The sequence below is a fragment of the Alteribacillus bidgolensis genome (assembly GCF_002886255.1).
Taxonomy (GTDB): domain Bacteria; phylum Bacillota; class Bacilli; order Bacillales; family Marinococcaceae; genus Alteribacillus; species Alteribacillus bidgolensis.
In genome coordinates this window covers 1,479,359-1,501,989 of the sequence record NZ_KZ614149.1, presented here as the reverse complement: position 1 = coordinate 1,501,989, position 22,631 = coordinate 1,479,359, and the positions used below count along the sequence as shown (strand labels likewise).

Sequence of the window (22,631 nt, the reverse complement as noted above, 5' to 3'; positions counted from 1 at the left end):
AACCAGTTTTACGTTAGAAGATACAGAAATTATTGAATTCATCAACCAAGCATGAAAAGCGAGAATTTTTTATACTATTTGGAAAAAATTCCTGGATATTGGAACAGGTAATTTAATATCAGAGTTGATCAAAATAAAAAATCTTTCAGACAAATGAAGAAGCGTTAAGTCTCGTAAACTACTTTCTTTTGGCGAGGAAGTATGGGCGGCATGATGTAAGCTGTCCTCAAACTCTTTGCTACACAAGGATTTGAAACCCTATAAATGAATAATGACTGGATTTTTAAATTTAGTCTAGTTCTAGGAAGCCTCTCATGAGTTCATTGAACTTTTGAGAGGCTTTTTTAGCTTGTCTCCAAATACACTGTGGCTCAATTCAAGCCGATGAAAACCCCGTGCAACGAGTCGGAACATGAGAACACATTGAATCGTCAATTCTCCTAGGACCAGGATCGCAAAGGCGTGGTGAGTGATCTAACCTATGTTCGGGTACGTTTCCAAATGGCATTATATTTGTACGATTTTGGACATATATAACCGTGAAATTATCGGCTACAGTTCAGTTCCTCAAAAGGTGCCGCCTTGGTTCAGAAAGCCTTCTCTTCGATTGATGGTAATCTCAAAGAAATAGAACTTTTTCATACAGATCGTGGAAATGAATTTAAAAATCAAGCCATAGAAGAGCTACTTGAAGCCTTAGAATTGATCGTTCTTTGAGCATGGAGGGTTGCCCTTATGATAATGCGGTCGCTGTAGCTACATATAAGGTGATTAAGACAGAGTTTGTCTATGGAGAAACATTCGAAAGCCAGAAACAATTGGACCTGGCTGGTATAATCACATCCGAATTCATGGAACTCTAAGCTATCTCAGCCCAATGGAATTCAAGAAGAAACACCTTAACAAGATTGTCTAGTTTTGTGTTGGCAATCCAATCGGAGTCATGGAAAAAGGCTGAGTATGGAGCCCCATACTCAACCTTTTTCTTATACAATATGAACTTTCAGGCCGTTTTCTGTAAAAATATCAACCATCGCATTTTCTGCTTTTTCCTTATCCGGTCCGTGAACCTCCAGCTTATAATCGTCCTTATCAGATAACGACACGCTTAATCCTAAGAAGCTTTTGACGTCAATGACTTTGTGGGGAGTATGTAACACAATACTCGAATCAAACTTGTTTGCCGTATGAACGATGTTCAGCATTTTCCTGCTTTCTTTTGAACCTGTTTCCAATCCCTTTGCAACATTCAGCCCGGCATTCATTTTTTTCTCATCCAATCCAATCAACCTCTCTTTTATTTTTTGCCTCTGTGAAGATCCCCTGTGGATTAATATGGTTGATCTATGTTGAGCGGCATTTCCAGCAACAGTTCAGAGTGTTATAGAATTATATTTATTATGTTCAAACGAGGGTGAAGTTTCAAGAGGATCTTTGAAATTTATATAATTAGGCAAATGAGGATAATAAAAAAATAAGTAAGGTTATATATTTATCGAAAATATATTCCTATAATTACGACCAAGCTTTCTTAAAGAAATCCACATTTTGCAAGGGAATACATGTAAGGACCATGGTCACAATGGAGCCGCCTTTGCAATGATAGAAAGAGCCTGTCCAAACCAAAAATACAGGTTTTTATTATAAATAAATCGATACATGGAGGGATTGCAGATGATTAATTTAGGTATTCGAGCACATGACCTTGAACGTTTACCTTTGGAACAATTAGTCGAAACGGTATCCGGAAAAGGGTTAACATCCGTTCAGCTGGCCTTGGCAAAATCTATTGGGGAGGAAAGTACGGATACAGGCAGTTTGAGCCCGGGCTTCGCTCATTACGTAGGCAGGACTTTTTCTGACAGGAATGTTCAAATTGCCGTTCTTGGCTGTTACATCAATATGATTCACCCTGATTATGACGAAAGAAGAGAAGCTCTAGACCGATTCAAGGAGCATATCCGGTATGCCCGTGATTTCGGATGCAGCATTGTAGGGACGGAGACGGGGAATGTGCATCCGGAAATCGTGTACACAGAAGCGAACTTTCATGAACAGCCTTTTTTGGACGTCGTACAAAGTGTTCGTGAGCTTGTAGCAGAAGCCGAAAAATTCGGTGTGATTGTCGGAATCGAAGGGGGAGTCAATCACCCGATCTATTCCCCGGCCGTCATGAAGAGGCTGTTGGATTGTGTGGATTCTAATAATCTGCAAGTTATTTATGACCCCGTCAACTATTTGACCGTCGAAAACTACGAGCAGCAGGAAGCGATCATTCAGGGAGCGTTTGAACGGTTCGGGAACCGGATCGCGATTATGCATGCGAAAGATTTCCGGATCGAAGACGGTACACTCCAGGTCGTCCCGGTTGGGAAAGGTCTCTTAAACTACGATGCGGTGTTTAAATATATGAAGAAAAAGAAACCGTTCGTCAACATTTTGATGGAAGAGACGAAAGAACCGTATATCAACGAAAGTATCGACTACTTAATAAACAAATACAAGAGCGCATAAAACCAATAAAACAAAAAATAATAGTTGTTTTTTTTGGATAAAGCACAAAATATTTTTACTTATGTTGATTATTTTTTGAATTATCTTTATAATGAAAGCGAAGTCAAAAAAAATCAAAATATAAAAAAGATGGATCATGGAGGTAAAGATGATACAGAGTGAAGTGAAACTGGAAAAGGAAACCGTACTGGAACACATTGATTCCCTTATAGAAAACCTGGCGCAGATAAAAGATGACACTGGTGAATTTCTCTTAAACTTTGATGGGCTTGTGGTAGATGATAAAAGCTGGCATGTCTGGAATTGGCCGCAGGGTGTGGGTTTGTATGGGATTTACAACTTGTATAAGCTGACGAAAAATGAAAAGGCTTTAAAAACGGTGAACGAATGGTTTGAAGCGAGGTTTAAAGAAGGGGTCCCGCCGAAAAACGTCAATACGATGGCTCCGTTTCTTACCTTAGCCTATATGTATGAGGACACTCGCGAACAAACCTATGTCCCTTATTTGGAAAAGTGGGCGGATTGGGTCATGTACGATATGCCTCGTACCAAAGAGAATGGTTTGCAGCATATGACCTATGGTCCGCCGAATACCGAACAGTTGTGGGATGACACGTTGATGATGACGGTGTTGCCACTGGCAAAGATTGGTCAGCTGTTGAACAAGCCCGAATATATCGAAGAAGCGAAAAGGCAGTTTTTGATTCATACGAAATACTTATGCGATCCGAAGACAGGTTTATGGTTTCACGGCTGGACATTTGAAGGGAATCACAATTTTGCTAATGCTTTGTGGGGCAGGGGGAACTGCTGGATCACCATCGCTATCCCTGAAATCATTGAAATGCTGGACTTGAAAGAAGGGGATTTCTTCCGGGAGTTTCTTCTCGAGAATATGAATCGCCAGGTCGAGACGTTAGCTGAACACCAACATGAAAGCGGTCTATGGCATACGCTGATTGACGATCCGGATTCCTATTTGGAAGCATCCGCAACGGCTGGATTTGCGTATGGAATATTGAAGGCGGTCCGAAAACGCTACATTGATAAAAAATACGGAGAAGTCGCCCGCCAGGCGATTCAGGGTGTCGTAAGCGAAATCAATGAAGACGGAGCCGTTCAAAAAGTTTCCGTCGGAACGGGGATGGGGGACTCGAAGGAATTTTACAAGGAAATTAACACGACGACGATGCCGTACGGGCAGTCTCTGGCCGTTTTGTGCCTGACGGAATATCTGCACACATATATCTGATCAGATTCACAATCCTTACACGGGTCATGTTGGTGGTCCATGTAAACCTTTAAAACTTACAGGGGAGGAAAGAGCATGAAGAGGAATGTCATCTTGTTGTTAGTAGGTGCATGTATCCTTACGATTATCACGGGTTGCAGCTTGAATGCAAAAGCGGGTGATCAGGTAGTTTTACGTTTTGCTTATGCCAGTAATGCACCGCCTGTCAAAGAAGCGATGGCAGAGTTTGGTCGGTTGCTTGAAGAGAAAACAGATGGGGAAGTCACCGTCAAATATTATCCGGACTCGCAATTGGGCGGGGAACGGGAATTGATTGAGTTGACCCAGACGGGGGCGGTCGACATCACCAAGGTCAGTGGAGCTGCTCTGGAAAGTTTTTCTGACCGCTATTCGATTTTTGCCCTCCCGTATTTATTTGATGGGGAAGAACATTTCTACAATGTCATGGAAAATGAAGAAATCATGGAGCCGATTTATCAATCGACTTCCGATCTTGGGTTTGTCGGATTAACATACTATGATTCTGGCCAGAGAAGTTTCTATATGAAAGACGGCCCTGTGGAATCCCCGGAAGATATTAAAGGGAAGAAGATCAGAGTGATGCAGAGTGAGACGGCCATTGAAATGATCGAGCTGCTAGGCGGTTCCCCGACACCTATGGGCAGTGGAGAAGTGTACACCTCTTTACAGCAAGGGATTATTGACGGGGCAGAAAATAATGAATTCGTCTTAGTGACAGCTGGCCATGGAGAAGTGGCGAAGTATTATTCTTATGATCAGCATACGAGAGTGCCTGACATTGTGGTCATGAATGAAGCCACGTTGAATAAATTGACACCTGAACAAAGGGAAGCGGTTTATGAAGCGGCAGAAGAATCAACGGAATACGAGAAGAAAGTATGGAAAGCGGCCGTTGAAAAAGAAAAGCAGATGGCGATAGAAGAGCACGGCGTAGAATTTAATGAAGTGGATAACACACCTTTTAAAGAAGCCGTACAGCCCCTTCACGACGAATTCAAAAATAATAAAGAGTTCAAGGATCTGTATGAAGCGATACAAGAAATGAGCGGTCAATAAGTAAGGGAGGGAATCAAATGGAAGCAGTGAAAAAGTACGTGGACAAAATACTTTTAGGTGTAACGGCTACTTTGTTTCTTATTATGGTAGCGGTTACAACGTGGCAGGTCATTGCCCGTTATGTTCTTAGCAACCCGAGTACTATCACGGAGGAGTTTATACGATTCAGTCTGATCTGGCTTTCGATGTTAGCCGCCTCGTATGTCGTGGGAAAAAGGAGTCACATCGCCTTCACGATGATCAGTGACCGGTTCAAAGGAAAGAACAAAGTAGGGTTAGAGCTTTTTATACAATCCGCCTTTTTACTCTTTTCGTTGGCCATCATGACCTATGGTGGAGTGAAAGCCATCTCGATTACGATGTCCCAGCTGTCCCCTTCCTTAGGGATGCCGATGGGATTCGTGTATCTGTCCCTGCCGGTATCAGGTTTGTTGATCACATTCTACAGTATCTTCAATATGGTTCAATTATTAAAAAAAGATAAAACTCCGGCTATGGAAAAAAGGGATGGCGTGGAATACGAAAAAGCAGGTGAAGTTCTATGATCTTACAGGCTAGCTTAATTTTGGTCCTTGTCTTTGCAGTTCTTCTGGCGGTAGGTATACCGATAGCAATCAGTATTGCCGTTGCGTCTTTAGCTACCATCTTACTGATTCTGCCTATCGATATAGCGGTTTTTTCCTCAGCTCAAAAGATGGTAGCCAGTATCGACAGCTTTTCTTTGATAGCGGTTCCATTCTTCATTTTATCCGGAATTATTATGAATAACGGCGGGATTGCCGCGAAGTTGGTGGACTTTTCTAAGCTGTTGGCGGGCAGGGTCCCGGGTTCTCTTTCCCATACAAACGTTATCGGAAACAGTCTGTTCGGTTCGATTTCCAGTTCTGCAATCGCTGCCTCCACAGCGATCGGTGGGGTCATGGTCCCGCTGCAGGAAAAAGAAGGGTACGACCGGAAATTTGCAGCGGCAGTCAATATTGCCTCAGCTCCGGCTGGAATGGTCATCCCTCCAAGTACCGGTTTCATCATTTTCTCCCTCATCAGTGGAGGGACTTCGATCGCAGCTCTATTCATGGGCGGATATGTCATCGGTGTCCTCTGGGCTCTCGCGGTTATGATTGTTTCTTACATCATTGCGAAGAAAAGAAAATATCCGGTTGTGACCGAGAAAACCAATTTGAATGTGAAAAAAATCGTTTGGGAAGCTGTTCCGAGTATCCTGTTGATTTTTATTATTATCGGCGGAATACTGACTGGTGTGTTTACGGCAGTTGAAGCATCAGCTATTGCTGTCGTGTACTCTTTCATTTTGGCTTTCTTCTTTTATAAGACGATCACGTTGAAACAGCTGCCACATGTGATGGCCCAGGCCGTTGAAATGACAGGAGTGATCATGTTTCTGATTGCTTCTTCTTCTTTAATGTCATTTGCTATGGCTTTCACAGGTATTCCGGCAGCGCTGAGCAGCTTGGTGTTAGGCATTTCTGATAATCCGATCATCATTTTGCTTATCATGAACCTTGTCCTGCTGTTAATCGGTACGGTCATGGACGTAGCGCCGGCGATTCTGATTTTCACCCCGATTTTTATGCCGATTGCTACAGGTATTGGTATAGACCCTGTTCACTTTGGAATCTTCTTCATTCTCAACTTGTGTGTCGGTACCATCACACCTCCGGTTGGAACAGGACTCTTTGTAGGATCGAGTGTAGGGAAAGTGAAGATTGAACAAGTACTGAAGCCGCTCCTTCCATTCTATGCAGCGATTTTCGTTTTACTTATGCTAGTCACATACTTTCCGCAAATCAGCTTGTTCTTACCGAACCTGCTGGGATTATAACGCATAAGCACACCGCGTGATCAATCATGGTGTGCTTTTCATAGACTTTCTTTAATTGACTGAATTTTTTTTATATTTTAAACCTATTTGCCATAACAAAGGGATAGCCGTTTACAACGGTTCCAAATAATGAAAAAAGGTGATGATACATGTATTTGAAAAAATCTTCTCTTGTTAAAAAGGTATGTATGATCGCTTTAGTCGTCCCTCTGCTGATGACGGGGACGTTCAGTACTTCCGCCTCTGATTGGAAAAAAGACGAGGGAACAGGAAATGGTGCAGGTGTGCAGTTGGAATATCTCGACCGGGGACTGGTTGCGGCGTCTACATCTGAAGGGTTATTCCTGAGCTGGAGGTTGTTGGCTGACGAAGTGACCGGTTCTTCCGGCACAGGTCTGACGGGTTCAACTTTTCACGTCTATCGTAACGGAAATAAGATTGCCACAGTGGAAGACAGTACGAACTATTTGGACAAGGACGGGACGGATCAATCTGAATATTATGTAACCGCTATAAGGGACGGAAAAGAAATCGACCAAAGTTCATCCGTGTCTCCATAGGAAAATCAGTATTATGATCTGCCTCTTGTGAAACCGGAAGATGGGACGACACCTGCTGGAGAAACTTATACATATTCCGCTAACGACATGAGCGTAGGTGATGTGGATGGCGACGGACAATACGAATACTTTGTGAAATGGGATCCGTCAAACTCGAAAGACGTCTCTCAGGTAGGTTATACCGGAAATACATACATCGATGCCTATGAGCTTGACGGAACTCTCCTTTACCGCCTTGATTTAGGAGTGAATATCAGGTCGGGGGCGCATTATACGCAGTTCTTAGCCTATGATTTTGACGGAAACGGAAAATCAGAATTGATGCTGAAAACGGCTCCCGGTACAAAGATCATCAAGTACGATGAGGCGGGGAATGTAACATCGGAGAAATTCATCACGATGCCTGAAGAAGACAGGAAAAATGGCTACAGTCATAAGGACGATTACCGGATGAGCAGTGATGATTATTATGAGCACGTTGTAGAGATGTTCATGAACTGGCATGAGCACGAGGAAGTGACAAGTGGTCATTGGCCGGAGACGCTTGAGGAAGCTTTCGGAATCGAGAAACGGTACAGCTATCCATTATCAAGGGAAGATGCGGAAAGACTGACGGATTACTTCATGGATGAGTATGCTCCAAGTAGAAGCGGCCGTAACCACTTAAGGGAATTTGAAGGCTTCATATTGGAAGGGCCTGAATATTTGACCGTATTCAACGGGGAGAAGGGTGATGAAATGGACACAGTCCATTACAAACCGGGACGCCATGATGATGGTCTTATGTGGGGAGATTATGCGATGTCGAGAATTGAGCCCGGTAACCGGGTCGACCGTTTTCTCGCCGGAGTCGGTTACCTCGACGGGAAACAACCCTACGCCATTTTCTCACGTGGTTACTACACGAGAGCTTCCCTTGTCTCTTACAGCTGGGATGGTAAGCGTATTGAGGAACACTGGTCGGTGGATAGTGGTTGGACTCCGATGAGCAATCCTTTCAATGACCGGCCCCATGATCAATCAGGGACGGATGATGAATTCGTCTCCCTCACTAATCAGGGATTCCACTCATTCAGTGTGGTGGATGTGGATAGTGATGGCAAGCAGGAAGTGATCTATGGAGGAGCCACAATCGATCATGATGGTACGTTGTTGTACAGTTCAAAGGATACATTACCGGCCCAAAGTGCAGCACCGGGGACTGACGCTAAACTGGGCCATGGAGATGCGATGCACGTGACGGATATCGACCCGGATAGACCGGGATTAGAGATATTCTCTGTTCATGAAAATGGCGCCAAAGCTCCGTATGGATATGCTTTACGGGACTCCGGGACAGGTGAAGCGATTTATGGCGGCTATACAGGGAAAGATACCGGCCGCGGAATGATCGGGGACATTGATCCTGAGCGGAGAGGCTTGGAAACGTGGGCAGTTGAAGTATGGACGGCAGATGGTGAACAAATCAGTAAAGAAGCACCGGGTACAAACATGAACATCAAGTGGTCTCCGGATATGACGACCCAAATCGTTACAGGTGCATCGGAGGACACGCCTTCCATTGAGGACTGGAAAGAAGGAAATCTCCTGACGGCTACAGATACGTTAACCAACAATGGTACAAAAGGAAACCCTGCCCTTGTAGCCGATCTATTCGGTGATTGGAGAGAAGAATTGCTGTTGAGAACAGCGGACAGTTCTTCCATTCGGATGTATCTCAGTACAGAGGTGACGGATCACAAATTATATACATTAATGCACGACCCGCAATATCGGGTGGGAATCGCAAGACAAAACTCTGCGTATAACCAGCCCGCCTACACCAGCTTTTATTTCGGATCGGATATGAACTGGAATAGCGTTCCTGTTCCAGATTTCTCGACTTCCAGTGTTCTGTCGGTGTTACAAAACAGGATGAGTGAATATGAGGAAAGCGGAGAACTGACGGGTCCTTTACTCCATCAGTTAACGAACACGTTGAAACAGGTCAGGCACCATTTTGAAAAAGGATCGGAAAAGCAGGCGCTCAAATTTTTGAATAAGTATGAGGAACGCCTAAACGATGAAAGGAAGCAGAAACACATCTCTCCCCAAGCTAAAGGAAACTTGACCCATTATGTTCAACTCTTAACCGATCAGTGGGAAAGGAAGGATAATAAGGAGGACGAAGGAAGATAAAAAATCCGTAGGCCGTCTTACAGATGACTGGGGGCGGTCTTTCTATTGACCATACAGAAAGAGTGGATGCCAATTATTGTGTAACCGGTGCCTGTATTACCTTTACGGAAATTCGGGTTTGTATATGTTCCTTTTTGTTCGTTTCTATAATATAATGAGGGAGTGTGAAGGAATAAGGAGGATGAAATGATGTTTTCTATTGAACGATATGAAACCATTTTGAATAAATTGGAAACGGACAAAGCGGTCAAAGTCTCTCAGCTAAGCCAATTGCTTGGTGTAACGGAAAAAACCATCCGAATCGATTTAGAAGCTTTGGAGAAAAAAGGGTTATTGAAGAGAATTCATGGTGGTGCAGTGTTGGAAAACAAGGAGGGTAAAATCTTACCTGTCAGGGAGAGGCAGTCCAGCCATACAGAAATTAAGGACGCTATAGCAAAGGAAGCGGTAAGGCTGATTGAACCACATGAAACGATTCTGATGGATGGAGGAAGTACGACGAGTGCGATTTCGGAAAGGCTCGGCAACTTCCCGGTGACCGTGATTACAAACGATATCAAGATCGCGCACATTCTTCATGATAAAGAAAATGTTCAGCTGGTCGTACTAGGAGGTACCCGGATCCATCATTCTTCTTCATTGCTCGGGGATCAGGTTACAGAAGCTTTGAAAAGGCTGAGGGTGAATCGTCTTTTCTTTGGAACGACAGGCTTTTCTATTGAACATGGTTTAACCGTACTCAATAGCATGCACGTTGATTGGAAAAGGAAGATCCTAGATTGTGCCGATCATGTCACCCTCGTAGCAGATTCTACGAAGTTCGAAAAAGTAGCTTTGGTGCAATTTGCCGAGATAACAGATGTAAACGAACTTATAACGGACGATCAATTAGCCCACTCTGCCATAAAAGAGATAGAGAATAAAGGGGTTAATGTGAGGGTTGCAACGAAATAATAGTGGATTAATGGTGTGGATAGGTTGAATTTTTCGGAATCAAATGGTAATATACAAACTGTAACGAACATTTATGAACAAAAGAGAACTTTCAATTCAGGGAGGTAAATCATTTGATAGAATCGCTTTTTTCTTTAAAAGGAAAAGTTGCATTAGTGACGGGTTCCAGCAGAGGGCTAGGACAGGGGATTGCTGTTGGTCTTGCAAAGGCTGGTGCAGACATTATTGGTGTAAGCTCTGGAAATGGTAAGTCGGACACGAAGGAGCTTGTTGAGGGTTCAGGATCGAAATATTATGAATTAACGGCAGATCTTACGGATCCTGAAGCAGCCAAACAGCTGGCTTCACAGGCTACCTTATTGACTGGAAATGTGGATATTTTAGTAAACAATGCTGGGATCATCCGGCGCAATCCTGTAACGGAGCATTCAGATGAGGATTGGGAGAGTGTCATCAACATTAACCAGAACTCCGTTTTCTATTTATCACGTGAAATCGGAAAGCATATGCTGGAGCGTGGATCTGGAAAAATCATTAACATCGCTTCCATGCTATCTTTTCAGGGAGGATTGACCGTTCCGGGATATACCGCTAGTAAACATGCTGTGGCCGGGATTACTAAATCCTTAGCCAATGAATGGGCAAGTAAAGGCTTAAATGTAAACGCTATCGCTCCAGGGTATTTTGCGACAGATAATACAGCGCCGATTCGTGAAAATGAAGAGCGTAAATCCTCTATTGAAGCAAGAATCCCTCAGGGCAGGTGGGGAACCCCGGAAGATTTACAGGGAGCGGCTATTTTCCTCGCCTCTGATGCAGCGAACTACTTGAATGGCCACATCCTTTGCGTTGATGGTGGATGGATGAGCTCTTAATAAATGAACCTATTTAGAAAAAAACAAGGAAGGTGAATGAAATGGAAACAAGATACGCAACAAATCCAACAGATTTCAAAATGTACGATGGAGAAAGAATCCGAAATGACTTCTTAGTTGAAAACCTATTCGTTCAGGGTGAACTGAACATGGTGTACTCCCACTATGATCGCTTGATCACGGGAGGAGCTGTACCAACAGACAAGCCTTTGAAGTTAGAAGATAAAGAAACGTTGAAAACTGAGTATTTCTTAGAGCGTAGAGAGGTCGGATTTATCAATATCTCGGAAAATGCCGGCAAAGTCACGGTCGATGGTGAATCGTATGATTTGAATAAGCGTGACTGCCTCTATGTCGGAAAAGGTAATAAAGAAGTAACGGTGGAGAGTGTTGATGCTTCTAAACCTGCCAGATTCTATATTGTTTCCGCTTTAGCTCATACCAACTATCCGACTAAAAAGTTAGCCATTGAAGAAGCGACGCCTACGCACCTAGGTTCAGATGCTGAATCCAACAACCGTACGATTTATAAGTACATCCATGGTGATGGTATCCAAAGTTGCCAATTGATGATGGGTATGACGCTTCTTGCTCCGAACAACATGTGGAATACGATGCCGCCGCACGTGCATGATCGCCGTATGGAAGCTTACTTATATTTCGATATGGACGAAGAATCCCGTGTATTCCATTTCATGGGCAAGCCGGATGATACCCGTCATATAGTGGTCAAAAATGAACAAGTAGTTCTTTCTCCCCCTTGGTCGATCCACTCAGGTGTTGGTACAAATAATTATACCTTTATCTGGGCCATGGCCGGAGAAAATTATACATTCGATGATATGGATCATGTGAAAATGGAAGAGCTGAAATAAAGGTAATCAGGGAACCATCAGAAGCGGGAGGTACTCTCTCGCTTCTGATGGAAATTTTTTATCTGATAATTGGAAGATCAAAATGATGAACAGGAGCGAAATCATGGATGTTATAACTCTTGGTGAAAGTATGGTTCTATTCAAGCCGGGTTCGACGTCCGCTCAGATATGTAGATTCTTATAGGAAAACAGTGGGCGGGGCGGAGACGAATGTGGCTATTGCCCTGACGAGGCTCGGTCACCAGACGGGCTGGATTAGCAAACTCGGTGAGGATGAATTCGGGCTGTATGTACAGAATGTCATCCGTGGAGAAGGGGTGGACACTTCTCGCGTTGTTTTCGATGACCAGGCTCCTACGGCTGTATTTTTTAAAGAAAGAATGACCAATCAGGATCCAAACATTTACTATTATCGGCATCAACAGCAGCGAGTTTGCTATCTCCTGATGATTTGGACGAAAACTATCTTCAATCGGCCAAATACCTTCATTTGAGCGGAATCACTCCAGCTTTAAGTGAGAGCTGTAAGGAAACAGTGGATGAAGCGATCAAGCTGGCAAAAAAGCATAAGAAGACCATTATTTTCGACCCGAATATACGTTTGAAATTGTGGTCTGAAGAAAAGGCCAGGCAAGTACTTATGGAAATTGCCGGGCAGGTGGATATTGTGTTACCAGGCATAGAAGAGGGAAAACTTCTGACGGGATCCAGTGACCCTGAAGAAATCGCCGAAGTTTTCTTAAATCAGGGAGCGAAAGTTGTCGTAGTCAAGCTTGGAAGTGAAGGAGCATATTTTGCCACAGAAAGTGAGAAGGCACATGTTTCAGGGTTCCAAGTAGACGAAGTAGTGGATACGGCTGGAGCTGGAGACGGTTTCGCAGCTGGTTTCATCTCAGGGCTATTACGTGGATGGGGCTATGCGAAAGCTGTCAAGTTCGGAAACCGAATCGGAGCTTACGCTTTATCTGTGGAAGGAGATATGGAAGGCTATCCTTTCTGGGGGCAAGTTAATCCTAACCAATCTCAGAAAAAATTTCTCGTTAGGAAGTGTGTGCGGTGATCAATAAAATTACTCTATTCCATCGTTTAGTAGAAAGCGGTGTCGTGGCTGTTATTCGTAAAGTACCGGAACATGCTGTTGAACAGGTATGTGAAAGTCTGATTAAAGGCGGTGTAAATGCACTTGAGGTAACCGTCGATGATCCGAATGGACTCGCTGCTATCCGAAAATTGACGACTGCCTTCAAAGGTCAGGCCATCATTGGAGCAGGAACTGTCCTGGATAGTGAAACGGCAAAACAGGCGATCGATAGCGGAGCTGAATTCATTGTAAGCCCAGTGTTAAACGAAGACGTTGTGAAAACGACTCTTAGATATGGCAAACTATCTGTTCCAGGGGTCATGACGCCGACGGAGGCAATTACGGCTTATGAGATGGGAGTCGACATGGTGAAAGTTTTTCCGGCCTCTTCCGTAGGGGCTTCGTTCATTAAGAACATGAAAGGACCGTTACCCCAAATCCCAATCATGACGACAGGTGGCGTTGATCTTGATAATGCGGCAGACTTTATAAGGGCTGGAGCAGTTGCTATTGGGGCAGGCGGAAACCTTGTCAATCATACTTTAATTGCAGAAGGAAATTTTACTGAAATTGAACAAAATGCTACATCCTATACCGAAGCCGTAAAAGAAGCGAGATCATAATCCTTCTTTTCCGTAGCGAGGTCGAGTTGGAAAATCCATTTACCTCTCGTGTCGACTACCATAAGGGAGAGGGTGAACGATAATTGTCAGCGGATATCCTTCATCAGCTGCTTCAGGAAACAGATGAAGAAAAATCACTGTTGCAGCAAAGCAATCAAGTGAAAAAAGACCTCTATACAAATAGGGGGGATTTTATCATTCAAAGTGAGAAGTTGATGGATTTAGATAAAATGATCATGATCAGGAAACATGCAAGATATGCGGATTTTCCGAAGCATAAGCATGATTATATCGAGATGAATTATGTATACAGCGGCAAACTTGAGCAAACTGTAGGGGAGACCCCGATTCGGCTGAAACAAGGGGAATTGATTCTGCTCAATCAGTTTATTGAGCATGAAATAAAAGCATGTGAGCGAGAAGATATCATTATCAATTTCATCATCCGCCCCAAGTTCTTTGAATATATTTTCACCTATTTGACGACCGATAATACAGAGAATACGATGAATGATTTCCTGATAAACAGCCTATTTGAACATACGCAGAATGGACAGTTCCTTTATTTTGCCGTTTCTGAAGTGGAATCCATCCAGGAGCTCGTCAAACGGGTGATTAGGGAAATTATGGAACCGAGCCTCTTGTCTCAGTCTTCGATCAAGCTGTATATGGGTTTACTCATGATTGAGCTCGTCAAACATTCTGATAAACTGAAAAAGCTTAACGACGGGAATCTTGAACACCAGATGATCATGAAAGCCTTAAAATATATTGAAGAGCATTACCGGACGGCCAATTTATATGAACTGGCAAAAGAATTGAATCAAACTCATTATTGGCTCAGCAAAAACATTAAAAAAATCACGAACAAAAACTTTAAAGATTTATTACAGGAAAAACGATTAAGTGTAGCGATGGATCTATTAAAAATCAATCATCTGTCGATTTCCTCCATCGTGGAACAGGTAGGATATGACAACATCAGTTACTTTTACCGGATTTTCAAAAAGAAATACGGTGTAACTCCGAAACAATACCGTGACCAATTTGAAGAGATCTAGAAGTGAGGTGATGATCATGTGCCCCACTTCTTTTTTTATGTGCCAAATAAGGATAGAAAATGGGCTGAAAAGAGGGACGATTCCGCATCAGGGACTGGCTGTTCCATACATTTCACATCCTTTTCTGTTGCAAATAAGGACAATAAATAAATGAATGGCGTTATTAAAAAAAACGGGATAACCCTTTATGATAAACGTAGTTAGCGCTTACACGAAGAGGTGAGAATGTGAGTAAATATAGTATAGCCGTGGATATAGGAGCTTCCAGCGGCAGGTTAATGGCGGGCAGGGTGGAAGAGGACAGGTTAACCCTTCAGGAAATCCACCGTTTTGGAAATAAGATAAGCAAAAACGGAGAATTTTTCTGTTGGGATATACAGAAGATTTTTCATGAAATCAAAGCCGGGATAAAGAAGTGTCGTACAGCTGAAATAGAACCCGTAAGTCTCGGAATTGATACATGGGCTGTTGATTTTGTCCTGTTGGATGAGAATGATGAATTGTTGACGGACGCTGTCTCCTATCGTGATCGAAGGACAGACGGGATGATGGAGGAAGTCCTTCAAATTGTGAGAAAGGAAGCATTGTATTTCGAAACCGGCATCCAGTTTCAAAAGTTCAATACGATTTATCAGCTTTATTACTTGAAAAAAAATCACCCGGAAATATTGGATAAGGCAAAATCTTTTCTCATGATTCCGGATTATTTGAACTTTTTACTAACGGGTGTAAAAGCCAATGAATATACGAATGCCACATCCACCCAGTTAGTGAATGCCTTTACTAAACAGTGGGATAAGGAATTGATAGAACAGTTAGGCATTAATCCTTCCATGTTTCACGAAATTAAGCCTCCTAAAACAAAGCTTGGCCCCATGAGAAAAGAGCTTGCTGAAGAATTCGGTTTTGATATGGAGGTCATTTTACCAGCCACGCATGATACGGGGTCAGCTGTCCTGTCTGTCCCGTCTGCCAATGAGACGATTTATCTCAGCTCAGGAACGTGGTCTCTAATCGGAGTCGAAAATAGATTCCCGATTTGTGTCCCGAAGGCAATGGATTACAACTTCACGAATGAAGGGGGAATCGATTATCGTTTTCGCTTCTTAAAGAACATTATGGGGCTTTGGATCATCCAGGAGGTCAAGCGGAATTACCTTGATCACTATTCTTTCGCGGATTTTGTAGACTTGGCCCATGAGGCCGGGCATTTTACATCTAAGGTAGAGGTGGATGATCAACGCTTTTTAAAGCCTGAAAATATGGTGGAAGAAATTCGGAAATACTGTGCAGAAACAGATCAGGTCCCTCCTTCAACGCCGGGAGAAGTCGCTAAATGTGTGTTTGACAGTTTAGCAGATCGTTATAAACAAGCGATCCGGCAAATTGAGGAGATTTTCGAAAAAGAGTTCTCCACGATAAATGTCATTGGTGGTGGATGCCAGAATGAAATGCTTAATCAGCTGATTGCAGATTCGACGGGGAAAGAGGTGCTCGCCGGGCCGGTAGAGGCTACGGCAATCGGAAATATCGTTTCACAATTACTCTCCCTCGAGGAATTGGACAACATCAATCAGGCCAGAAGCCTTATTAGACGATCCTTTCCTATTAAACAATATGTAAAGGTTTCTGTATAAAAAAGAGGAGGAACGGACATGACCATAAAAGGAAATTTTGAATGGGCGAAAGAAGAATATGAAAAATGGGGCGTCGATGTAGAGGAAGCCCTGGAAAAATTAAAGAACGTACCGATTTCGATTCACTGCTGGCAGGGGGATGATGTCGGAGGGTTTGAAGTGAACAAGCAGGAGCTTTCGGGAGGGATCGATGTGACAGGAAATTACCCGGGGAAAGCGTCGACCCCGGACGAACTCAGAAGTGATTTGGAGATGGCGCTTTCCCTGATTCCGGGTCAACATCGGATCAACCTTCATGCGATTTATGGAGAAACAAAAGGAGAAGTGGTTGAACGGGATAAACTGAAGCCTGAAAACTTTGAAAACTGGGTCAATTGGGCAAAAGATAATAGACTTGGCCTGGATTTCAATCCCACCCTATTCTCCCACCCGAAAGCGGATGACGGGTTAACGTTGTCCCACCCGGATCCATCTATCCGAGACTTTTGGATTCGTCACTGTATCGCCAGTCGTAAAATTGGGGAATACTTTGGAAAAGAATTAGGAACACCTTCCGTGACGAATATATGGGTTCCTGATGGGTACAAAGATATTCCGAGTGACCGTCTGACGCCCAGGAAACGATTGAAGGAGTCATTGGATGAGATTTTTTCCGATGAGGTCGATGAACAATACAATGTGGATGCTGTAGAAAGTAAGCTATTCGGAATTGGATCGGAAGCTTATGTGGTAGGTTCTCATGAATTTTATATGGGATACGCATTGAAGAACGACAAATTATGCTTACTGGATACAGGACACTATCATCCTACAGAAGTCGTATCGAATAAAATTTCGGCTATGCTATTATACAGCGACCAGGTTGCTCTTCATGTTTCAAGACCTGTAAGGTGGGATAGTGATCACGTGGTCGCCCTAGATGATGAACTGAAAGAAATCGGAATGGAGATTGTCAGGAATGATGCGTTGGATCAGGTTCGTATAGGGCTGGACTTTTTTGATGCAAGTATTAACAGAGTCGCAGCCTGGACGATTGGTACAAGGAATATGATTAAAGCTTTATTATATGGTCTGCTGCTTCCAAATGACCATTTGAAGGAATTACAGGAAGCGGGGAATTTTACGGATCGTTTAGCCTTGATGGAGGAGTTCAAGACGTATCCGTTCGGTGCCATCTGGGATTATTATTGCGAGGAAATGAATGTTCCTGTCAAAGAAACATGGTTGAATGATGTCCGGCAATATGAGGAAGAGGTTCTATCCAAGCGATCCTGAAAAACGAGTGTGTATTGAATTTTCTATATAAAAACATCCACCACTGCTGCGCCTCAGTGGTGGATGTTTTTTGATACGAGAGAAAAGGGATAGACTTCGGGTGAAAATTCTATCCCTTTTCCCTCAAATGACTTCCTGTTGAGAAACTGTATCGACTACTGTGACTTCTATACCTTTATCTTCCAGTTGTTGCAGGGCGGAAGGGGACGCATTGTGATCGGTAATTACCCGGTGAATGGCATCTAATTGATCGATCCGGGAGAAATCCTGAACGCCAAATTTGCTGTAATCGACTAAAACATACGTCCGTTCTGCACAATTTACCATCGTTCTTTTTATGATGGTCTGATGTTCATCCGATTCACTCATCCCACGTTCTGTATGAAGCCCTTTGCATGAAATGAAAGTTTTATCTACAAAATACGTTTTTAAAGAAGCTTCGGCTAAAGGACCAACATAAGAGAGCGATTTAGACAATAATGTTCCACCAGTTGAAATGACCGTAATCTCTTTCTTATCGCTCAATTCCAGAGCCACTTTAATGGAATTGGTAAGGACGGTCAGCGGTTCATCAGGTAAAGCTTTAGCCATGTACCAGGCTGTTGTGCTGGCGTCTAATATGATTTTGTCCCCAGAGTTAACATGCTTTACAGCTTCCAGAGCGATCTGCTTTTTTTCTTTAACATTTATGATTTCACGTTTGGTATAAGGGGTTTCTGATGAATCGGAAGGTTGAAGGCTGACGGCTCCCCCATGACTTCTCGCCAGCTTTTTATTCTTTTCCAGCTTTTCTAAATCCCTTCGGATGGTTTCCTCTGTAACGGAGAAAACCTTACTCAATTCCGAAACCCTTACACTTTCCCGTTCATTGACAAGTTCAACTATTCTTTGTTGTCTTTCAGCTATTAGCATTTACACACCAACTTTCTATAGATCGAGGAAAATTGCCTGTTTGATTTTAAGGATAGCATATATGATCGATGAAAAAATCTCCTTTACTCGGTGAAGTACTTTTCAGGAGGGTTTACAGCAAATCGTTTAGCAAGATCCTTTAATTCCTGATCTGTAATCACTTGTTTGATTCCCCCTTTGTGGGTACTTGTCAGCATATAGATGTGTGCTGCTTTTTCAACGGTTTCGAGTAGTCCAAATGCTTCCGATAAGGATTTACCTGCACCGAAAATTCCGTGATGTGGCCATATTACAAGCCGGAAGTCCGTCATCTTATCTGCCGTTTTCCTCCCGATTTCATCCGTGCCTGGAACCATCCACGGCAGGATCCCAATCCCTTCAGGAAAGACAACGAGACATTCTGTGCACATCTTCCAGAGTGTTCTTGTAAAAAGGACTTCATCCAGTTCATGATTGAAGGTCATGGCAATCAAATGTGTAGTGTGGGAATGCATGATGACCTTATGGGAGGGATTTTGTTTTAAACGGGTGATATGGCTCATGAAATGCGATGCCAGTTCGCTTGTAGGCGAAGATCCATCACGCAGTCCCCATAATAATTCTATACTTTCACCATCGGAACTGACACGTATAATTCCGAGACATTCTTCCGGCTTTTCCCGAACATGTCGAAAGTATTTTCCAGACCCTGTCACTATAAAGAATTTACCGGCAAGTTCAGGTACCGGGAAAGCTAAGTCAATAGTTCTTAATACATGATTCACATTTAAGTAGTTGGAGACTTCCCCTTCATCCAATAAGCAGCTGATATTTCCGCCATTCAGCTCATCCCATCCACGATTCCACATGTCATACGTATTGTTCATCATATCTTGTATAAAAGGTGCGTCTAAGATAGCTTGATTCATTTTTACTTTGTTCATTACACACATCTTGTAAATCCTTTCTGCTAACTAAAAGCCTTTATTTATTTTTGATATCCCGTAATTTTATTTCTCCCATCGCTACTCTTCAAATAGCATCTGTTATATGGACAATCACTTAATGGATTCGACTGAAAAGCATTCCTACCTTCAAAATACTACGGAAAGATGCCTTATGAAATTTTGGAATCTCTCTGGATGAAGCACTTTCTTTTACCACAACCTGTAATATCTATCTCCATGATAACCTTAAACAACCCTCCAAATCAACAAAAACAAAAGTAAAAAAAGGTCATTTTTTGCTTTTTTGTTGCAATTGATAGGTAGACTCCATTATTCTTTCGAGATCTGAAGATCGCTGGTTAGTAGAGAACGCTCGAACTTCTAGTACCTGTCATACACTCCTTTTGCTTTCACTCCAGGTGAAACACTTCTTGTAAATCAAATGACACTGGGCGGTGATCCGGATGCGTTTCCATCACGGGACTCATATACTCCCACCACTTTTGATTAATTTCTGTCTCCGCCATTTCACTCCAAAGTTGCCCATCCTCAATCTCAATGTACCCATACAGTTCGCTCGTCTTTGGGTTGAGAAAAATAGAATAACTTTTCACGCCGTGCTTACGAAGTTCCTCTACCATCTCTGGCCAGATTTCTTTATGTCTCTTTTCATATTCTTGTTGTTGGTCGGGATAAACTTTCATTATAAATGCTTTTCTGAACATATTTTCACCTCATTTATTTTAGTCCCATTGCCTCATAGACTCTTTGAGAGTTACCTCCATATTAAAGTCACATACCCTATAAGTCAACAAAAACAAAAGAAAATAAAAGTTATTTCTTTGTTTTTGTTGACTTATTACTTTTGTAATTTTATGATAATAAAAGAAATTTCAATTCATATAAAGGGTGGATGAGAACATGAAAGAAGTGAATGCGTTAACAAAGGAATATCAAATGTATATTGATGGCGAACTAGTTGATTCGAGTAATCAGGAAACGATTGAAGTTACGAACCCTGCAACCGAGAGCGTCATTTCTACCGTACCAAAAGCAACCCTGGAAGATGCGCAAAAGGCCATTGAGTCTTCGGAAAAAGCGCAAAAAGAATGGAGAAAAAAGTCATCCTCGGAGAGGGCGAAATATCTATTTGCGATTTGTCATGAGATTCGCAGCAATGTAGACGAGTTAGCTACTGTCATTTCAGAAGAGATGGGGAAAACATTTGATCTGGCGAAGGTAGAAGTGAGTGTGACGGCCGATTATTTTGAATACATTGCCGGATGGGCACGTAAGTATGAAGGGGAAATCGTTCCGAGTGACCGGGAAAACGAAAACATCTTAATTTACAAACAGCCGATCGGAGTAGTGGCAGGGATTTTACCGTGGAACTTTCCGTTCTTCCTCATAGCAAGAAAAGCAGCTCCGGCACTATTAACCGGAAATACGATCGTACTTAAACCGAGCAGTATTTCTCCTAATAATGCCTTGGAATTTGCGAAGATCCTTGACGAAGTAGGTTTGCCGAAAGGGGTTATCAATATCGTCACAGGAGCAGGCAGCGTAGTGGGCGAAGAACTCTCCAAAAACCCTAAAATCAGCATGATCAGTCTTACTGGAAGTACAGGTGCCGGAATGAAAGTTATGGAAAAAGCATCTCAAAATATCACGAATGTCTCGTTGGAATTGGGCGGAAAAGCACCATCAATTGTCATGGACGATGCAAATATTGATTTAGCAGTTAAATCGGTCGTAGACTCCCGTGTGATTAATACTGGACAAGTATGTAACTGTACAGAACGTGTTTACGTCCATGAAGGCATAGCGGATGAGTTCATCACAAAAATTACGAAAGCGATGTCTGAAGTGACTTTTGGTAATCCGTTAGAAAATAAAAGTGTGGATATGGGACCACTTTCCAGCGAAGACGGGTTGAAGAATGTGGAAGACATGGTAGGCCGTGCTGTTGAAGGGGGAGCCAAAGTCCTTACAGGCGGAAAGCGTGGCGACGATACAAAAGGTTATTACTATGAACCGACGGTATTAGTCAACGTCGATAACAGTATGGAAATCATGCGAGAAGAAATATTCGGACCTGTTTTACCTATTTCTTCTTTCTCAACGCTAGACGAAGCTATCGAGCTTGCGAATGATTGTCAATATGGTTTAACTTCAGCCATTTTTACACAGGACATCAACCATATAATGAGAGCTAGCAACGAATTGGAATTCGGTGAGACCTATGTCAACCGTGAAAGCTTTGAAGCGATCCAAGGGTTCCATGCGGGTTGGAAGAAATCAGGTATTGGCGGAGCCGATGGGAAACATGGACTGGAAGAATTTTTGCAAACTCATGCCGTCTATATCCAATATTAATAAATGAACTTTATATATTAGCCTGTCAGAGAAATGATAAGCTCCCCTTTTAGGTAGACAGATATAAATATAATATTTGTTTTATCTAAAGGGGGTTTTTCTACGTCAAAAAAATCCTATAGTTTACGTTCAAACAAAAAGTGCTAACAGCTTACGAGAATGGAAAAAACACCGTTTCGAAAATTGACTGTTTTAAAGGCCAACGAGGGTGGAGGTGGTTAATAAGTATGGTGAAGAAACTCCGACTAAAGGTAACCCTTGCTGGGGAAAAAGCAGGAGTTTCTCCTTTAATCCTCATCTAGTCTTATTAATTGTATGCCTTTCCTTGGATGGTCATACCATTGAAGTTATTAGGCTGGGTTCTACGAAAAAAATCACAGGGGCTTTTGGTGACTGGCTTATGACTGGATATTGTTCATAAATATTGATATCTTATTTAGCCTGAATTTAAAATAATTCGGTTATAATACCTACTATAAAACGTTTTTCACTCTCATATTTAAGTGTTTATTCTACTCAGGGAATGGGCGGCATGATGTAACAATAACTCTCTTTAACTAGAAAATTAAATAATTTAAATGAATTAGAATTAATTAGTAGTATTGGCATTACAAT

At 42.6% G+C, this 22,631-nt stretch carries 19 protein-coding genes and 2 pseudogenes; 17 read left to right on the top strand and 4 right to left on the bottom strand.

Annotated elements, in window-relative coordinates; translation table 11 throughout:
* Positions 1-348: 348 nt before the first annotated feature.
* Positions 349-916, top strand: a pseudogene (locus CEF16_RS24325) (DDE-type integrase/transposase/recombinase); the annotation flags it as partial.
* A gap of 70 nt (positions 917-986) precedes the next feature.
* On the opposite strand, the gene CEF16_RS07560 reads toward CEF16_RS24325, so the two are convergent.
* On the bottom strand, positions 987-1,280 hold the full coding sequence (locus CEF16_RS07560; RefSeq protein ID WP_245917793.1) for an HPr family phosphocarrier protein: 294 nt from the start codon (positions 1,278-1,280) through the stop codon (positions 987-989).
* Positions 1,281-1,674: 394 nt separating this feature from the next.
* Here CEF16_RS07560 and CEF16_RS07555 point away from each other — a divergent pair, with 394 nt between their 5' ends.
* The 15 genes and pseudogenes from CEF16_RS07555 to rhaA all read left to right on the top strand — a co-directional run bounded on the left by CEF16_RS07555 (position 1,675) and on the right by rhaA (position 17,802).
* Entirely contained in the window at positions 1,675-2,514 is an 840-nt protein-coding gene (locus CEF16_RS07555) for a sugar phosphate isomerase/epimerase family protein (protein ID WP_211295845.1), read from the top strand.
* A 148-nt stretch (positions 2,515-2,662) separates the two neighbouring features.
* Positions 2,663-3,766, top strand: a complete 1,104-nt coding sequence (bglB, locus tag CEF16_RS07550) for a beta-galactosidase BglB (RefSeq protein ID WP_091585295.1) — start codon at positions 2,663-2,665, stop codon at positions 3,764-3,766.
* Positions 3,767-3,841: 75 nt separating this feature from the next.
* Positions 3,842-4,843: a TRAP transporter substrate-binding protein gene (locus tag CEF16_RS07545; RefSeq protein ID WP_091585296.1), complete on the top strand. Its 1,002-nt coding sequence runs from the start codon at positions 3,842-3,844 to the stop codon at positions 4,841-4,843.
* A gap of 17 nt (positions 4,844-4,860) precedes the next feature.
* Positions 4,861-5,388 (top strand): TRAP transporter small permease, encoded by a 528-nt coding sequence (locus tag CEF16_RS07540; RefSeq protein ID WP_091585297.1) that lies wholly within the window; start codon positions 4,861-4,863, stop codon positions 5,386-5,388.
* Entirely contained in the window at positions 5,385-6,683 is a 1,299-nt protein-coding gene (locus CEF16_RS07535; protein WP_091585298.1) for a TRAP transporter large permease, read from the top strand. The genes CEF16_RS07540 and CEF16_RS07535 overlap by 4 nt, the downstream gene beginning before the upstream one ends.
* Before the next feature lie 149 nt (positions 6,684-6,832).
* Positions 6,833-9,421, top strand: a pseudogene (locus CEF16_RS07530) (rhamnogalacturonan lyase).
* A gap of 186 nt (positions 9,422-9,607) precedes the next feature.
* Positions 9,608-10,375: a DeoR/GlpR family DNA-binding transcription regulator gene (locus CEF16_RS07525; RefSeq protein ID WP_245917792.1), complete on the top strand. Its 768-nt coding sequence runs from the start codon at positions 9,608-9,610 to the stop codon at positions 10,373-10,375.
* Between the two features lie 116 nt (positions 10,376-10,491).
* A complete protein-coding gene (gene kduD / locus CEF16_RS07520) occupies positions 10,492-11,250 on the top strand; it encodes a 2-dehydro-3-deoxy-D-gluconate 5-dehydrogenase KduD (protein ID WP_091585364.1) in 759 nt (252 codons plus the stop codon).
* Positions 11,251-11,291: 41 nt separating this feature from the next.
* Positions 11,292-12,125 (top strand): 5-dehydro-4-deoxy-D-glucuronate isomerase, encoded by an 834-nt coding sequence (kduI, locus tag CEF16_RS07515; protein ID WP_091585301.1) that lies wholly within the window; start codon positions 11,292-11,294, stop codon positions 12,123-12,125.
* A gap of 122 nt (positions 12,126-12,247) precedes the next feature.
* Entirely contained in the window at positions 12,248-12,619 is a 372-nt protein-coding gene (locus tag CEF16_RS25100) for a PfkB family carbohydrate kinase (RefSeq protein ID WP_342750495.1), read from the top strand.
* Positions 12,559-13,185 carry a sugar kinase gene (locus CEF16_RS07510; RefSeq protein ID WP_342750467.1) on the top strand — a complete coding sequence of 209 codons (627 nt, stop codon included), beginning with the start codon at positions 12,559-12,561 and terminating at the stop codon, positions 13,183-13,185. The genes CEF16_RS25100 and CEF16_RS07510 overlap by 61 nt, the downstream gene beginning before the upstream one ends.
* Complete coding sequence (locus CEF16_RS07505; RefSeq protein WP_091585303.1) at positions 13,182-13,829, top strand: bifunctional 4-hydroxy-2-oxoglutarate aldolase/2-dehydro-3-deoxy-phosphogluconate aldolase; 648 nt, start codon at positions 13,182-13,184, stop codon at positions 13,827-13,829. The genes CEF16_RS07510 and CEF16_RS07505 overlap by 4 nt, the downstream gene beginning before the upstream one ends.
* Before the next feature lie 83 nt (positions 13,830-13,912).
* Positions 13,913-14,890 (top strand): AraC family transcriptional regulator, encoded by a 978-nt coding sequence (locus CEF16_RS07500; protein WP_096241741.1) that lies wholly within the window; start codon positions 13,913-13,915, stop codon positions 14,888-14,890.
* Between the two features lie 227 nt (positions 14,891-15,117).
* Complete coding sequence (gene rhaB / locus CEF16_RS07495) at positions 15,118-16,527, top strand: rhamnulokinase (protein ID WP_096241740.1); 1,410 nt, start codon at positions 15,118-15,120, stop codon at positions 16,525-16,527.
* 18 nt (positions 16,528-16,545) lie between these two features.
* The gene (rhaA, locus tag CEF16_RS07490; protein ID WP_091582134.1) at positions 16,546-17,802 is read left to right on the top strand and encodes an L-rhamnose isomerase; all 1,257 of its coding nucleotides are present in this window, start codon (positions 16,546-16,548) and stop codon (positions 17,800-17,802) included.
* A gap of 123 nt (positions 17,803-17,925) precedes the next feature.
* Here rhaA and CEF16_RS07485 read toward each other — a convergent pair whose 3' ends face one another.
* From CEF16_RS07485 to rhaM, 3 genes are all read right to left on the bottom strand, one after another.
* On the bottom strand, positions 17,926-18,714 hold the full coding sequence (locus CEF16_RS07485) for a DeoR/GlpR family DNA-binding transcription regulator (protein ID WP_091582137.1): 789 nt from the start codon (positions 18,712-18,714) through the stop codon (positions 17,926-17,928).
* An 83-nt stretch (positions 18,715-18,797) separates the two neighbouring features.
* The gene (gene rhaD, locus CEF16_RS07480) at positions 18,798-19,637 is read right to left on the bottom strand and encodes a rhamnulose-1-phosphate aldolase (protein ID WP_211295844.1); all 840 of its coding nucleotides are present in this window, start codon (positions 19,635-19,637) and stop codon (positions 18,798-18,800) included.
* Positions 19,638-20,050: 413 nt separating this feature from the next.
* Positions 20,051-20,365, bottom strand: a complete 315-nt coding sequence (rhaM, locus tag CEF16_RS07475; RefSeq protein ID WP_091582140.1) for an L-rhamnose mutarotase — start codon at positions 20,363-20,365, stop codon at positions 20,051-20,053.
* Between the two features lie 196 nt (positions 20,366-20,561).
* On the opposite strand from rhaM, the gene aldA reads away from it, so the two are divergent.
* The gene (gene aldA / locus CEF16_RS07470) at positions 20,562-22,016 is read left to right on the top strand and encodes an aldehyde dehydrogenase (RefSeq protein WP_091582143.1); all 1,455 of its coding nucleotides are present in this window, start codon (positions 20,562-20,564) and stop codon (positions 22,014-22,016) included.
* Positions 22,017-22,631 lie beyond the last annotated feature (615 nt).

Coding starts and splice junctions, on each gene's coding strand:
- CEF16_RS07535 (WP_091585298.1), top strand. CDS start 5,385: ATGATCTTACAGGCTAGCTTAATTTTGGTCCTTGTCTTTGCAGTTCTT.
- CEF16_RS07525 (WP_245917792.1), top strand. CDS start 9,608: ATGATGTTTTCTATTGAACGATATGAAACCATTTTGAATAAATTGGAA.
- kduI (WP_091585301.1), top strand. CDS start 11,292: ATGGAAACAAGATACGCAACAAATCCAACAGATTTCAAAATGTACGAT.
- CEF16_RS07540 (WP_091585297.1), top strand. CDS start 4,861: ATGGAAGCAGTGAAAAAGTACGTGGACAAAATACTTTTAGGTGTAACG.
- bglB (WP_091585295.1), top strand. CDS start 2,663: ATGATACAGAGTGAAGTGAAACTGGAAAAGGAAACCGTACTGGAACAC.
- rhaD (WP_211295844.1), bottom strand. CDS start 19,637: ATGAACAAAGTAAAAATGAATCAAGCTATCTTAGACGCACCTTTTATA.
- CEF16_RS07545 (WP_091585296.1), top strand. CDS start 3,842: ATGAAGAGGAATGTCATCTTGTTGTTAGTAGGTGCATGTATCCTTACG.
- rhaM (WP_091582140.1), bottom strand. CDS start 20,365: ATGTTCAGAAAAGCATTTATAATGAAAGTTTATCCCGACCAACAACAA.
- rhaA (WP_091582134.1), top strand. CDS start 16,546: ATGACCATAAAAGGAAATTTTGAATGGGCGAAAGAAGAATATGAAAAA.
- CEF16_RS07555 (WP_211295845.1), top strand. CDS start 1,675: ATGATTAATTTAGGTATTCGAGCACATGACCTTGAACGTTTACCTTTG.
- aldA (WP_091582143.1), top strand. CDS start 20,562: ATGAAAGAAGTGAATGCGTTAACAAAGGAATATCAAATGTATATTGAT.
- CEF16_RS07485 (WP_091582137.1), bottom strand. CDS start 18,714: ATGCTAATAGCTGAAAGACAACAAAGAATAGTTGAACTTGTCAATGAA.